The organism is Flavonifractor sp. An4 (assembly GCF_002161755.1).
In the GTDB taxonomy this organism is placed as follows: Bacteria; Bacillota; Clostridia; order Oscillospirales; family Oscillospiraceae; genus Flavonifractor; species Flavonifractor avicola.
On record NZ_NFIL01000053.1, the window covers coordinates 1 to 12,564 of the forward strand.

The following is a 12,564-nucleotide window of genomic DNA, read 5'->3' on the forward strand; positions in this document are numbered from 1 at the left end:
GCAATAGGTGTCCTGATGCTCCACCACCTCGACCTGACCGTTTGCAAAAGAGGCAGCCACCGCCTGGATCAGTTCCACCGTGGGTGTTCCCTGTCCCCGCAGCTTGGAGATCACCCTGGTACGTCGGAATTCCTCATCCTTGGACAGATCTATCGGGATGCCGTAGGCTGTTTCCCAAAGTTCCAGGCCCCATCCGCTGGCGGTCTGGGGCCACAGCTGGCGGAGGGTCAGCTCCAGATCGGCTCCCGCCCGCCGGCACATCTCCCCCAGCACCCGCTGAAGCTCGGCAAAGGGGATGCTGCGGTAAAGGTCAGGGAGCTGGAGCATCAGATCATATCGGTCCATCAGGTGGTCACCTCCAGGCTGCCAATCACCGGTACCTGATCAGGCTGCACTGTGGTATCCGCCGTTCCCCCGTTGACGGTGAGGGAGGTGGCATTGATCACACCGTCAACGGTCAGCAACAGCGCCAGAATGCGGTTATAGATCACCGTGTATGCCTTGTCCTCTCCCGGCCCGTAATAGATCACATCGTATTTGGAGCGGATCATATCGGCCAGGTAGGCTCCCAGCCGCTTTTCCAACTCCGCCTTGACGGTCTCCGGCGTGGTGGAGGAGGAGATGACCACCACCGCCGTCACATCGATCTCGACGGCGGTGGGCGCCGATACCATGGCTGTGGCCCCCACGGGACGCTGGGCGTCAATCAGGGTCTGGCAGGCGCTCACGATCTCAGGAGAGGCGGGATCCATAGTGGAGTCCACCAAAGTCACACCCACAGTGCCGGGGCCCTCCGCCAGCTCTACCACCTTGGCATCCCCCACGCCCGGGACGCTCAGCGCCCACGCCCGGTACTGCCAGCCGTTGGCGCCGTTGGAGGGTTTCTGTCGACGCTCCTGGATCCGCTGGAGCAGTGCAGCGTCGCTTTCGGGGTCGGTACCGCCGTCGGCCTGCTCATTGGTATAAGAGGCCAGGCCGGGCAGATTGACATACATATTGACGATGGCACCAGGGCCCACATTGTAGGTGGCCCCGTCCTGGACAGCCTCCAGGGTGCCAACAACCGTCCCTCCAGCAGGGAGTGTGACCTCATCTACCAGGGCAAACTGGAGTCCCGTGGCCGTCAGAAACAGCGTGCCCGCCGGGATCACTGTACCGGCCGTACCGGTTAGCGTGATGTCGCACCGGGCGCGGGTCCCGGGCCGGCGGGTGATGTCAAAGTAGGTCTCTCCCACCAGATCGATATATCCACCGCTGGTTTCGTCCACAAAGAGCATGGACACCACGGCGGGAAGAGCCTGGTAAAACTCGCTGATCTGCCGGGCCGCCGCCCCCACTGTGGCGTCGGCATAACTGCCCGCCATGGAGGAGAGGCCGGTCTCCTGGTCAATATCAGCCAGCATCTCAGCCTTGATCTGCTCCTGGGTGCGGTCCTCAAACATAGAAACCCTCCTTCCCGTAGACCGTGGTGAGATCCACCCTCATATGGAAAGTGGATCCGTCAAAGGACGCCTCCGTCACGTCTACAGCGGTAATATAGGGAGATACCAGCAGGGCGTCCTGCAGGTATCGGGTGGCCTCACTGATTTTGGTATCCGCCTGGTATGGCTGGCCCACCAGGGCCTCCAGCTCGCATCCGTAGGACCAGGAGAAGGCCGCCCATTGATAACGTGCGGTGGCAACAGCCCGCCAGGCCCAGCTTTTGACCGCCTCCAGGCCGGTGACCACCACCGGCTGGCCGCTCTCCCACCGGGGCGTCCCGGCGTCATAGTCCATGGCCACGTCGGTGTAGAGGGGCAGATCCACACTCCCACCAGCCACCGGTGTAGAAAACATGGGGAAAAGCGTCATGGCGTCACCACCTTACAGAGGATGTAGTAGGTCTGCCGGTCCAGGGAGAGCACCGCCACGCTGTCCCTCGCCTGTAAGGCATCCTTTTCCCGGCTCAGATCCCCTGGTTTGACCTCCGTGGTCACAGGGCCCATGGAGCCCGTGCCGGTCAGTGTGCCGGACAGGCCTGGATCATATCCGGCCAGCAGCGTCGCATTGATGCGCAGAGACTCCGCCCCTACGTCCAGCCCATCTACCCGGACCTTCAGCGGGGAGACGCTGACCACCTCCCCAATCAAAACCGGGGAGGGGTCGGCCACCTGTCTGGCCGCCGCCCCCATGCTCCGGGCGATCCGCCCGGCGTTCTCCTCAAAGGTATTCATTTAAGCTCACTCCCCGAGATGGTATCGTCCGCCAGATTGCGGAAATTCAGCTTGACCTTGCAGTAATACTGGCCGTTCTTCCAGGTGTGGGTGTCGCTCTCGATCCAAAACAGACCGGTCACCCCGCTGCCGGTATCCCGCAGCTTGACGGCATTGCCGGAGATCAGCCGGATATCCCCCAGCGTCTCCACCGTCAGGTTCTGCTGGAGGCCGTGGTCCTCCAGCCAGGCCTTGGCCTCCGCCCCGGCATCCTCCCCATCCTTTTGGATCAGGACGTGCTCCAACCGGCCGTTCAGGGTGATGGACGGGCCGTCCTCCACCCGGCGAACCAAGGCGCCGGTATCAGTACGGATGGCCACGCTGTTTTGCAGGTTGGAGATGTCCCATGTGTTGGTGACCCCCATGGTGCTCTTGATGTCCAGTGTGGCGGCGCTGGGCTTCTCCACCACCTCCAGTTCGCCCGCGCCGGTAAACCGGGCCAGGTAGCGCTTGCCGTTTTTCTGGGCAGCCATGGCATACAGAGACTTGATGATCTTGTCCAGCGCTACGCCGGGGAACTTGCGGGACACAGTCAGCCCCGTCCTGGCCAGACTTGCCACCGGAATACTGTAGTCCCGGCAGATGGCGGCCACGGCGGTCTCCGGCGCCGCGTTCGCAAATTGGTACCAGCCCTCATTTTTCACCAGGTACCGCCCCCGATCCAGGGCGGACAGGTCCACCACAGAGGACTGAGAGCTGGTGGTGGCGGAGAGCAGTGGCCCGGCAAAGAGCTGGGTCCCCTCCCGCCGGAAGATCAGCTGAGCGCCCTCCACCAGCTCCAGAGGGGCCACGCTGCCGTCTCTGGGCACCGCCAGTGAGGCCGACAGCTCCCGGGCGGTCTGGCTGTCCGATCCGCTCCAGGTAACGGTCTGGACCAGCTGCGTCACGTCTCTGGAGGTCCCGCTGGGGGCCGTCAGGATCAGCTCATAGTCCATACCGTCACCTCATGGCCGCCTGCTCTTTGGCAAGCTGCACCTTCCAGACCTTATCTTCCTTGCTGTAGACCGTCTTTGTGGCTTTGGCGGTCTTGACGCTGGCGCTCACCTGCATGGCCGCCGGCAGCTGGTCCTTGGGCGGGATGGTGAGCACCTGCCCGGGATAGATCAGATTGGGATTCTTGATGATCTTGCTGTTGGCGGCGGCCAGCCGGTAGGCCAGGCTGCTGTCCCCGTAAAATTTACGGCAGATCCCCGAGAGGGTGTCTCCCGCCTGGACGGTGTAGGTCCGGGTGGAGGCCGCGCCTGTACTGGCATCCCTGGACGTCTGGGCATCGCCGCCGGAGATGGCCAGTACCGGCGTCTCCGGCGCCGTATACTGCCGCAGAGAGATGGAGGCATAGACATCGTTTGTGCCGTCCCGCTCGCCATAGGTCACGCTCTCCAGCAGCACCAGGGCGTTGGTAGGCGTCCCCGACACAATCCAGCGCACCGGCTTGCGGCTGTCGCTCCACCGCTCCAGCTGCTCCAGGTACACATAGGGGTTGGCCACGGCGCCCGGGTTGCAAAATGGATAAAGCCTGGCCGGGAACAGCACATCCGACAGGGTGCAGCTGCCCATCAGGCGGCCGCCGGGCAGATTGATCTCCCCCAGCTGATCCAGCTGGATGGTCTCCACCCGGTTGCCGTGGGTCCAGTCGTAAGAGGGCGGCGTCACCGGCAGGATCAGCTCCTTGCCGGCGGCGGGCTCCAAAAAAGAGATGATCCGTCTCATGACAACACCCCCGCCGCGAATTTCAGCTCGATCTGGTCCGCCAGCCGTTGAGCGATCTCCTCAGCAGACACCCCCGCGCCAAACTGGTTGCCGGTAATTGTGATGGAGATACTGCGGCCCGGCTTGCTGTCAGCCTCCCGAGCCTCCCGGGCGGTGAGCACCCGCTCGCCCTCATGGAGAAGGGCAGGAAAATCGTCGTAGGGCACACGGTCCAGGCCATAAGCATATCGGTAATGGTTACGCGCCCGTACCCGTCCAGCTACAGTGTTTTCGTCCGGTACATCCTCAATCCATTGGCTTGTCCGAGCCGCCGCCCATCCCTTGGAATACTCCTGCCCTTTTCGGTAGCCAGCATCCCAGTAGGCGTCATTGCTGGCGGTGTCATCCCGGATCGTAGCAGCCATTTCAGTCTCCAGCTGGAGCATTAGCTGGGCGCCCTCGCTGGCATTGTACTCATTCATGCCGCGAACCTTGGCCTCCATCAGCATCCGGCCTGCCTCGGCATAGCCCTCATCCGTACCTTCCGACATGGCAGCCTTGTACTCGTCGGAGTTAATGACTGCATCCATAGCGTCCCGGATGTACTGCTCCTTGCTGTTCTCCAATTCAGCCTGCCAGGCGCCCATGGCCCGGTTGGCCTCCTGGATCAGGGCGCCGCTCTCACCGCTAAGGTAGTCGATCTCCTCCTGGAGACCCTTCTTCCGGGTCTCGTTGTACCCTTCACCGTAGGCATTATCCATCTCGGTCTGGGCATCGGCCAAGGTGGACTCCAGACCACTGAAAGTCTGGGACATCTTGTCCATGGCCCCGGCATACTGCTCCAGCCCCTGCTGGATGATATCCACCGCCTTTGTGCCGGAAATGGAGCCTTTGGAGATCATGTCGTAGATATCCCCCTGGCTCTTGCCCAGGGCGTCGGAGAGCATTCCGATCACATCGATGCCGCGGTCCTGGAAGGCGTTCAGATCCTCCAGGCCCACCTTGCCGCTGGACTGCATCCGGCTCATGACCTGGGCCATATAGGTCATGCCGCTGGCGTCCACGCCCACGGCGCTGCCCGCGTTGCCAATGCCCTCCATCAGATCCAGCATCCGCTTCTGGTTTGTACCGAAGCCGGTGGCCAGAGCACGGGACATGGCAGTCAGGTCACTGTATTCCATGGGCGTGCTGGCCGCCATCTCCCGAAGATCTGCCAGGTATTTGGCGCCCTGCCCGCTTCCCAGAAGCTGGTCAAACGCAATCAGGTCCAGCTCCCGCTGGGCGGCGGTGGCGCTGCCCGATGTGATGGAGGTGGAAAGATCCTCAAGCTGTCCCTGCGTGGCCTCCTGGACATAGGCCTTAAAGGCCTCGTCCCGCTGCTCATAAATCTGAGCACCTCCGCCGACCAGCCCAACCAGACCGCCCAGAGCAGCACCAATCGCCGTTCCGACGCCAGGTTCTATCATAGATCCAATAGCCGCACCGCTGCCGGCGCCGCCCAGGGCACTGGAGAACAGGCTCCCCGCATCGCTGCCGAAGGCGGAGCTGACCAGGGTTCCGGCCCACTGGCCGGCCACATCTCCCAACATGGACCAGGCTCCCGCCTGGCCCAGAGCAGACAGGATGCCTTTCCCGCCTCCCGCACTGCCTGCCCGGTTGTCCGCCTTGCTCATGGCTGTGGCGCTGTCAGTGGCCGCCTTGTAGAGTGCCCGGTAGGCGGTCTCATTGGCTTTGATCGCTCCCTCGGTCTCGCTTAGCTGGTTCTTTAAACGGGTCTGCTCATCGATGGCATCATCCAGGGCTCCCTTACTGGTCTCGTCCTTCAGCTTTTTGTAACTCTTCTGGGCGTCTTTTACTTTCTGGTCAGCTTCCGACAGAGCCTTCTTCAGGTCTGCAGATTTTCCTACCAGGCTGTTTTGGGCCTTTTCGTAGGCCTTCAGACTCTGCTCCAACTCATCCAGCGTCTTGTCAAAGGCTTTGGAATTGCCCGAGATAGCCTTCAGGGTGGGGCTCACCCTGTCATAGAGGCTCATCACAATGCCCACTTCTTCTGCCATGGTCAGCCCCCCTCATCTAACTCGATTTCACGGAGAGCCAGCGCCCAGGTCATGGCCCGACCTCCCTCTCCCATTCCGATATACATCTCCGGGGTCCAATGGTGATGCCGGAAGAGATAAAAGATCAGATCCAGCTCTGGGTCGCTGCCCTCCGTCAGGCGTTTTTTACTTCATCAATGGTGGACCGGCGGTAGCCACACAGTCGCTCCACCGCCCGGCTGAGATCCTCGATCTCGCCGGGCAGAAGCATGGCCTTTACCGTCTCGGCGGGGGTGGCTCCCCCAAACCGCTCCTGCAAGGCGGATTCCTTTAGATTCGGATCCACACAGCCCTGCAGCAGGATGTGGACCGACACGTCGTCAGACAGGCTCTCCCGCAGCTTCTGGACCTTACCGTAAGGCAAACCCCTGAGGGTAAAGACCACATCCTCCCCCAACAACTCGCTGAGCCGGTTCACCTTGTACCGGGCGGTGGGAAGATCCTTTAACACATTGGGCAACTCAGGCCGCAGCAGCAGGGATACCAGGTCCGTTTTCTTTTTTGCTTCCATCACTGCACCTCAATCATATCCAGGAATTCATAGCGGCTGAAGGTAAAGGGGGTCGTTACCGTGCCCAGGGTGGCCGCCTGCCAGTCCGCCAGCGTCAGATCATCAAAGCTTACGTTGTAAGCTGCCACCCGCTCTGCTCCGTAGCTGTCCGGATCCTTCAGCTTGGAGATGACGGTGAAGCGGCGGTCCTCGCCGTTTTGCAGATCGCCCTGCTTCTGGGCAAATCCAGAGTCCACCTTGTACAGGGTCAGACTTCCGGTGCCGCTGGCACTGGTTGCCTTGGTATCGGTCATAAACTGCCCGCACAGGTTGACTGTCTCCTTATTTTTGCTCACCTTCAACTGGCAGGCGGTACACTCGGCGATCTTCTCACCGTCCACCCAAACCTCGCCAAAGGTGCCGTTGATTACACGTTTCGCGCTATCGATAGTTCGTGCCATACGCTCCCCTCCTTACAGGTTGTTGAACAGGACCTCGAAGTCTTCCATTGCATCTACCAGCCGCCCGCCGCAGCGGAGGAAGACCCAGCTGCCGGTCTGGTACCGTCGTAGGTCTCAAAGAACAGGAAGGACAGCTCATAGTTGGAGAATCGCTTCACCACGCCGTCCACGTTGTACTCGTACCAATACTGGCCGCTGTCCGGGTCCTTGAGGATGGAACAGCACTCGGTGGGCAGCGGCAGGCGCTGGATCACCTGGCCAGCGCTGTCCCTCCGGTTCCACACGGCGCCGAAGCCGTGCCAGAATGCGTTGGACATGACCACCTTTCGCAGCATGAACGGCGACATATGATCGTTGGGTCGGACCTTGAGCATCCTGCGCAGATATTCATCTTCATACGGGATCCTGGCGTCTCCATCTTTGCGGTACGCCCCGAAGGGAATCAGGCCGAAGGAGTTGGTCAGGATCCGGTGGGCTGCCGCCACCGGGGACAGGCGTTCCGCATTACCCTGGCTTCCCTCCATCAGCTCCCCGCTCAAAAAAATCCGTTTGAACCATGCCTGGACCTCATCCCAGCTGAGGACCTGTTCCTCCATACCGGCCCTTGGGCCCTGCATGGCCTGGCCTAAAATCACGATTTACCGCCTCCTCTCGACCTGGCGATGATACGAGGCATTTCCACGACCTGTCCAAAGTTGGACAATCCGATCATGGGCCGCCATCAGATCGCGGGGCCAGAGGGTCTCTCCATCTTCCGCCAGACCCGCATCCCGCAGCATTTTACGGTAGTCAATCAGAAGCTGCACACCATCCTGAAGGGCATCCTGCTTTTTCAGATACCGAACCACCTGAACAGGGGCCAGATCTTCCCACCCAGCGGCGACCATTTCCAGAAGATGTCCCACAGCCTTGCCGCCGATGTGCTCCCGGCAGTGCTCAAACTCCAGGGCGTCAGCCATTGGGAACTGACTCCGGTATCTGTCCCAGCACCCCACATCTTCAGATCCCCAATTCTTTTTACGGATCTCACGGAATGCCGTCTTGCTCATGTGCAGCATCCTGTGCGGCTTGACCTCCGTCCAGTCCACCCATGGAATGAGCGGCGCATCGCACAGGTCTGTCTTATATGCCGCGCAGTCAAGCTGCCTGTCAATGGTTTGCACAACAGCCGCCGCAAATCCCTGACGCATCAGGTTTTCCACCTGCGGGTGCCTTTCCCATACATGAAGATATGCTCCAGGCCAGCAGCCGTCGGCCCCTATATACGCATCAAGGGCGGTTTTTTCTCCGGTATGGCCAGCCAGATCCGGCCCATAGGCAAGCGTCCATCCGCCTACCTTCCGATGATTTACAGCCTCCCAGGAATAATAGGCCATTTGCATTGGGTCTCTTGACCATGCGCATGGGACCCATACCGTCTCCATCACGTCGCCGCTGTGCAGCTCGGCCCGGAACCGACGCAGCTTGCCCTCCTCGTCCACAATGAGGGCCGCATGGGGTACAAAGACCGTTGTATCGGTCCCATCTGCATCCTGCCACCGGCGCACCATCCAGTACATGACCGCCGTATAGCGCTCAATATGGACAACCTCTGCCTGTAAAACCTGGTGCTTCCTCCCTTGGCGCAGCTCTGAGCGGCGGGTCACCGTAGCGGCAGTCCAGCAACGAGGACACATAACTTCTTCGCCATCCAGATACGCAGAAGAATCCGGTCCCTGCTCCGCATACCCATCGTATGTCTGTCCGTCCGGACCTTCCAACAGGACAATGCCGTTCTTCACATAGCCGGCGATAAAATCTTCCCCGCAGGCGGTACAGGTGCAGCGGGCACCCCATCGGCGCTTTTTCGACTGCTCCCAGTGCGCCCAGTCCTGCGGATCCATAATCTGCCCAATCTCGTCTGCCAAGCCGACCGATTCCCGGTGATACAGGATCAGATCGCCGCCAAGATCGTGCATATCGTAGATGCCCATCAATACGTCTTGCTTCAGCTCGTCGCAGGGCTGGACAGGAAGCATTGCGGCGAGTGATTTCCAGTTCATATCCATGCCGCACCTCACAGGAAGTCCGCCAAGTTGAGCACTTTCGGAGTATCCCCGCCGACAGAAGCAGAGGCGGCACCGAGCCCATAAAACTCCCGCAGGATTTCCTCCGCCTCCAGCGGCGTGACGCAGGAGAAGCCGCCGGTCTTATGTCCGTCCGCAAAGGATTTGATCTTTTTCTCCGCCTGGACGATCCCCATCTGAGGATTTTCCAAGTCCTTTGCCAGCAGCTCTGCACTCCACGGTTCTCTCCGGCAAATGTCCTTCAGCTGCTCCGCCACCATCCAGGGTGCGGAACGCTCCTTGACTTTGCTCTGCTGCTCATTCAGCATCTCAATCGCCTGCTCAATCATTCCGCGCACCTCCCAATGGCATCGGCCAGGGCTTTCAGGGCCTTTTCCATACCATGGGCGGCTGTCTGATCCTCCCGGCCCCGGGCTTTAAGTAGCAGTCCGTGGAGCTTGTTGGCCAGCTCCTGCCCCTGGTTGAAAAGCACCTCAAACTGGGCCAGCTCCTTGTCCCCTGCTATGGTGGCTTGCTTGTCCGACTTGTCCCGCTCTTCCAAGGACCGCTTCAGGATCTCCACAGAGGCCTCAGCCTGCTTCTGTTTGTCCCTGGCCTTGGCCGCCGCCTCCTTGGCCTTATCCAGCTTGGCCTGCATCTCGGCAATGGCGTCGGCCCGGGCCTTGTCAATGGCAGCCTGATCAACCACGGTCTCCACTGCCACGTCCACCGGTTTGGCCTTCAGGTCAGCAAGTTCAGCCTCCAGGCGGGCCACATTCTCCATGGCCTGCTCCCGGTCCTCACGGACCCCAGCCAGACGGGCATTGAGCAGCCTCATATCCTCCGCCATCTTATCCCGGGCCTGCTCCGCTGCGTGCTGATCCGCCTCGGCCTGTTTGACTGCCATCCGGGCCTCGTCCCGCTCCTTGATGGCCTGCGCCAATTCCCGGGCAGACATATCCACTACATTGTGATCCTGAATGAATGCTTCTCGTTCTTCCGGTGGAAGTGCTAACAGCTTAAATGCTTTTGTGGCCCCCAAATCCGCAATCGATTGCGGATTTGTCCATTCCCTTGCCAACTGCATATAGTACTGGGCTGTCCGTTCGGAGAACTCTACCCGCTCAGTGAGCCACGGCAGCCACTCCCCATGGGGCAGCGTCTCCTTCGCCTCAATCAGCCGCTGGCCGATACCAAGGAGCGCTTTCCCAGCCTGCTTTTTCAGTTCTAAAATCTCACTGGTGATGGTCTCAATAGTGCGCTGCGCAGACTGAACACTATGGACCATACTCTCCTGCATCATGGCGGCCAGGGTGTCTGCCTTACTCATCACTTAGCCGCCTCCTCACCAAAAAGCTCAGCCGCAAAGGTGCGGTAGTCCTGTGCCGCAGCACTACGTGGAGACCAGCATACCACCGGCTCCCCGGTCCATGTGGACTCATCTACCTTTGGGGATCGGCGGATGCGGGTATCAAATACCCGGCATGGGGCATATTCCCGCAACAGCTTCTCCCCCTGTTCCATGGAATTAGAGTGATACCACACCGTGGGCAGAACCCCAGAAATATGTACGTCTGGGTAGATACGCCGCAGGCGTTTAATCTGCGCGGCCAGCGTACTCATGCCTCGCATCGCGTATGCATCCAGTTTGATTGGGATAATCACATCTGTAGAGGCTACAATAGCGGCGGCGCAGGAATAGGAGATGGAGGGCGGACAGTCAATGACCATAAAGTCAAAACGGTCATCTTCCATGATTGCATCCCTCAAGTTTTGCAAAGCGGTCAAGTCCAGCCGGCGACCACGCAGAAGATCTACCTCCAGATCCCACAGGCCATCATCTGCCGGGATGACGGTTAGCCCGCGGATACTGCTCTCGTAGCACAAATTTTCATATTGGAGTTCATCCCCCAGAAGTAGGCGGTCCAGAGTGTTGTATTCCCCTGGCGGCAGCAAAGACTGGGTAGCATTGGCCTGGGGGTCTGCATCCACCAGCAACACCCTCTGGTGGTACTCTGTAGCCAGGATAGCAGCCAGATTTACCGCCGTGATGGTTTTTCCGACGCCGCCTTTCAAATTAACGATTGCTATGGTTTTCATGCACGAACACTCCTATCTGTTTTCCATCGGGAAACACTCCCGGATGGTCTCATTGCCCACTTTGGCTTCCGCCATGTAATACCGCCGGGCCGGATGGATGTAGACGATCCGTCCGGTTACCGACCGCAGCTTGCGCTGCCTGTTCGCCCGCTCCCCACTGAGCTCATGCTCAAAGGCCGACGGGGTCCAGGTGATCTTCTGGCCTTTTCTCATGCTGTTCCTCCTCCAGAGCCTGGACCGCCAGAGTCAGCGCCTGGGCCACCTGCAGGTGATCCACCGGAAAGCTGCTGGCCCGTGCCAGGGCCTCCCGGCGCAGGATCTCCAGCCGCAGCAGCTGGGCCGCTCTGGCCTTGTCCATGCTGGTCTCCTTTCTCTGCAAACGGATCGTCCGGATCCTCCAGGATCTCCGTAAACTGCACCTGCCTGTACTCCGGCTCCCGCCGTTTCCTGGGGGCTGGAGCATCCACCGCCGACTCATACAGCCGCTGATGAGCGCCGTCAAAGGCCAGATAGATCTTGCCGGTCTCGCCCTCCTTGTTCTTGGCGATGTGCAGAACCCGGCGGCTGTGTGGGGTGTCCTCCTCCTTGTAGAGCAACATGGCCACGTCGGCATCCTGCTCGATCTGCCCGGACTCCCGCAGGGAGGCCAGTGTGGGGGCCTTCACCCCGTCCCCGCCCTTCTCCGGCCGGGACAGCTGGGACAGGGCCACCACCGTAATGCCAGTGCTCTGGGACAGCTGATGCAGTCCGATGCTGATTCCAGCCACCTCTTCGGCCCGGCTGCGCCGCTTGTCCCCCTGGATGAGCTGTAAGTAGTCGATGAAAATGGCGTCATACCCCCGGCTGAGGGCAGAGGAGCGGATCTCGTCCACCGTCATGCCGCTGGCAGGTACCCATTCTAAGGCGGGCTGGATGAGCCGCTTGGAGGCCATCGCCAGGGCCTTGTAATCCTCCTCGGTCAACTCCGAGCGCTTGATCCTGCCGAAGTCCAGCCTCATGTTGTAGGCAATGAGCCGGTCCTCCAGCTTGGCCTCGCCGGTCTCCAGGGAGTAAAAGCCCACCTTCCGGCCCAGCCTGGCCCAATGCCAGGCAAACTGGATGGCCAGCAGGGTCTTGCCGGCGGAGGCGTAGCCTCCCAGCACCACCATGTCGCCCCGGTCCACAAAGAGCCGGTCGTTCAGCTTGTCCAGCCCCCAGGTGAGGTACTCTTTCCTGGTCTTGTGCCGGTCGTAGAAGTCCAGCAGGGCCTGCTCCATGGTGACGTAGCGCAGCCCCGGCTTGTCCACCATCAGGGCATTGCCGTCAGCCAGAAACTTGGCTGCATCCTCCAGGCTACCCGCCTGGGCCAGTCGCTCCCCCAGCAGGCAGAGCTGATAGAGCCGGGCCTGCTCCTTGAGTACGGCCACATACTCCCAGATGTTGGACGCCGTC

At 60.6% G+C, this 12,564-nt stretch carries 16 protein-coding genes; all 16 read right to left on the minus strand.

The features are described from left to right. On the minus strand, nucleotides 1-345 hold a 345-nt coding region (locus B5F94_RS14510), incomplete at its 3' end, for a putative phage tail protein (RefSeq protein ID WP_143383315.1). Further along, a complete protein-coding gene (locus B5F94_RS14515) occupies nucleotides 345-1,442 on the minus strand; it encodes a baseplate J/gp47 family protein (RefSeq protein ID WP_087331132.1) in 1,098 nt (365 codons plus the stop codon). The genes B5F94_RS14515 and B5F94_RS14510, both read right to left, overlap by 1 nt. Beyond that, the gene (locus B5F94_RS14520; protein ID WP_087331134.1) at nucleotides 1,435-1,851 is read right to left on the minus strand and encodes a DUF2634 domain-containing protein; all 417 of its coding nucleotides are present in this window, start codon (nucleotides 1,849-1,851) and stop codon (nucleotides 1,435-1,437) included. The genes B5F94_RS14515 and B5F94_RS14520 overlap by 8 nt, the downstream gene beginning before the upstream one ends. Next, on the minus strand, nucleotides 1,848-2,213 hold the full coding sequence (locus tag B5F94_RS14525; RefSeq protein WP_087331136.1) for a DUF2577 family protein: 366 nt from the start codon (nucleotides 2,211-2,213) through the stop codon (nucleotides 1,848-1,850). Before B5F94_RS14525 ends, B5F94_RS14520 begins: the two co-directional genes overlap by 4 nt. Continuing rightward, complete coding sequence (locus B5F94_RS14530; protein ID WP_087331138.1) at nucleotides 2,210-3,187, minus strand: XkdQ/YqbQ family protein; 978 nt, start codon at nucleotides 3,185-3,187, stop codon at nucleotides 2,210-2,212. The genes B5F94_RS14525 and B5F94_RS14530 overlap by 4 nt, the downstream gene beginning before the upstream one ends. A gap of 4 nt (nucleotides 3,188-3,191) precedes the next feature. Further along, nucleotides 3,192-3,962 carry a LysM peptidoglycan-binding domain-containing protein gene (locus B5F94_RS14535; RefSeq protein WP_087331140.1) on the minus strand — a complete coding sequence of 257 codons (771 nt, stop codon included), beginning with the start codon at nucleotides 3,960-3,962 and terminating at the stop codon, nucleotides 3,192-3,194. Beyond that, nucleotides 3,959-5,998, minus strand: a complete 2,040-nt coding sequence (locus B5F94_RS14540) for a tape measure protein (RefSeq protein ID WP_087331142.1) — start codon at nucleotides 5,996-5,998, stop codon at nucleotides 3,959-3,961. Before B5F94_RS14540 ends, B5F94_RS14535 begins: the two co-directional genes overlap by 4 nt. Before the next feature lie 154 nt (nucleotides 5,999-6,152). Beyond that, complete coding sequence (locus B5F94_RS14545) at nucleotides 6,153-6,548, minus strand: phage tail assembly chaperone (RefSeq protein WP_087331144.1); 396 nt, start codon at nucleotides 6,546-6,548, stop codon at nucleotides 6,153-6,155. Then, nucleotides 6,548-6,988, minus strand: a complete 441-nt coding sequence (locus tag B5F94_RS14550; RefSeq protein WP_087331146.1) for a phage tail tube protein — start codon at nucleotides 6,986-6,988, stop codon at nucleotides 6,548-6,550. Before B5F94_RS14550 ends, B5F94_RS14545 begins: the two co-directional genes overlap by 1 nt. A gap of 53 nt (nucleotides 6,989-7,041) precedes the next feature. Beyond that, the gene (locus B5F94_RS14555; RefSeq protein ID WP_242965692.1) at nucleotides 7,042-7,623 is read right to left on the minus strand and encodes a phage portal protein; all 582 of its coding nucleotides are present in this window, start codon (nucleotides 7,621-7,623) and stop codon (nucleotides 7,042-7,044) included. A 3-nt stretch (nucleotides 7,624-7,626) separates the two neighbouring features. Further along, nucleotides 7,627-9,036, minus strand: a complete 1,410-nt coding sequence (locus B5F94_RS14560) for a hypothetical protein (protein ID WP_087331148.1) — start codon at nucleotides 9,034-9,036, stop codon at nucleotides 7,627-7,629. Between the two features lie 8 nt (nucleotides 9,037-9,044). After that, nucleotides 9,045-9,383 carry a hypothetical protein gene (locus tag B5F94_RS14565; RefSeq protein WP_087331150.1) on the minus strand — a complete coding sequence of 113 codons (339 nt, stop codon included), beginning with the start codon at nucleotides 9,381-9,383 and terminating at the stop codon, nucleotides 9,045-9,047. Beyond that, the gene (locus B5F94_RS14570; RefSeq protein ID WP_087331152.1) at nucleotides 9,380-10,363 is read right to left on the minus strand and encodes a DUF3102 domain-containing protein; all 984 of its coding nucleotides are present in this window, start codon (nucleotides 10,361-10,363) and stop codon (nucleotides 9,380-9,382) included. Before B5F94_RS14570 ends, B5F94_RS14565 begins: the two co-directional genes overlap by 4 nt. Then, complete coding sequence (locus B5F94_RS14575; RefSeq protein ID WP_087331155.1) at nucleotides 10,363-11,133, minus strand: ParA family protein; 771 nt, start codon at nucleotides 11,131-11,133, stop codon at nucleotides 10,363-10,365. The genes B5F94_RS14570 and B5F94_RS14575 overlap by 1 nt, the downstream gene beginning before the upstream one ends. 12 nt (nucleotides 11,134-11,145) lie before the next feature. Then, nucleotides 11,146-11,346 carry a hypothetical protein gene (locus tag B5F94_RS14580; RefSeq protein WP_087331157.1) on the minus strand — a complete coding sequence of 67 codons (201 nt, stop codon included), beginning with the start codon at nucleotides 11,344-11,346 and terminating at the stop codon, nucleotides 11,146-11,148. Then, a partial coding sequence (locus B5F94_RS14585; protein WP_087331158.1) for a DnaB-like helicase C-terminal domain-containing protein occupies nucleotides 11,343-12,564 on the minus strand: 1,222 nt, incomplete at its 5' end. The genes B5F94_RS14585 and B5F94_RS14580, both read right to left, overlap by 4 nt.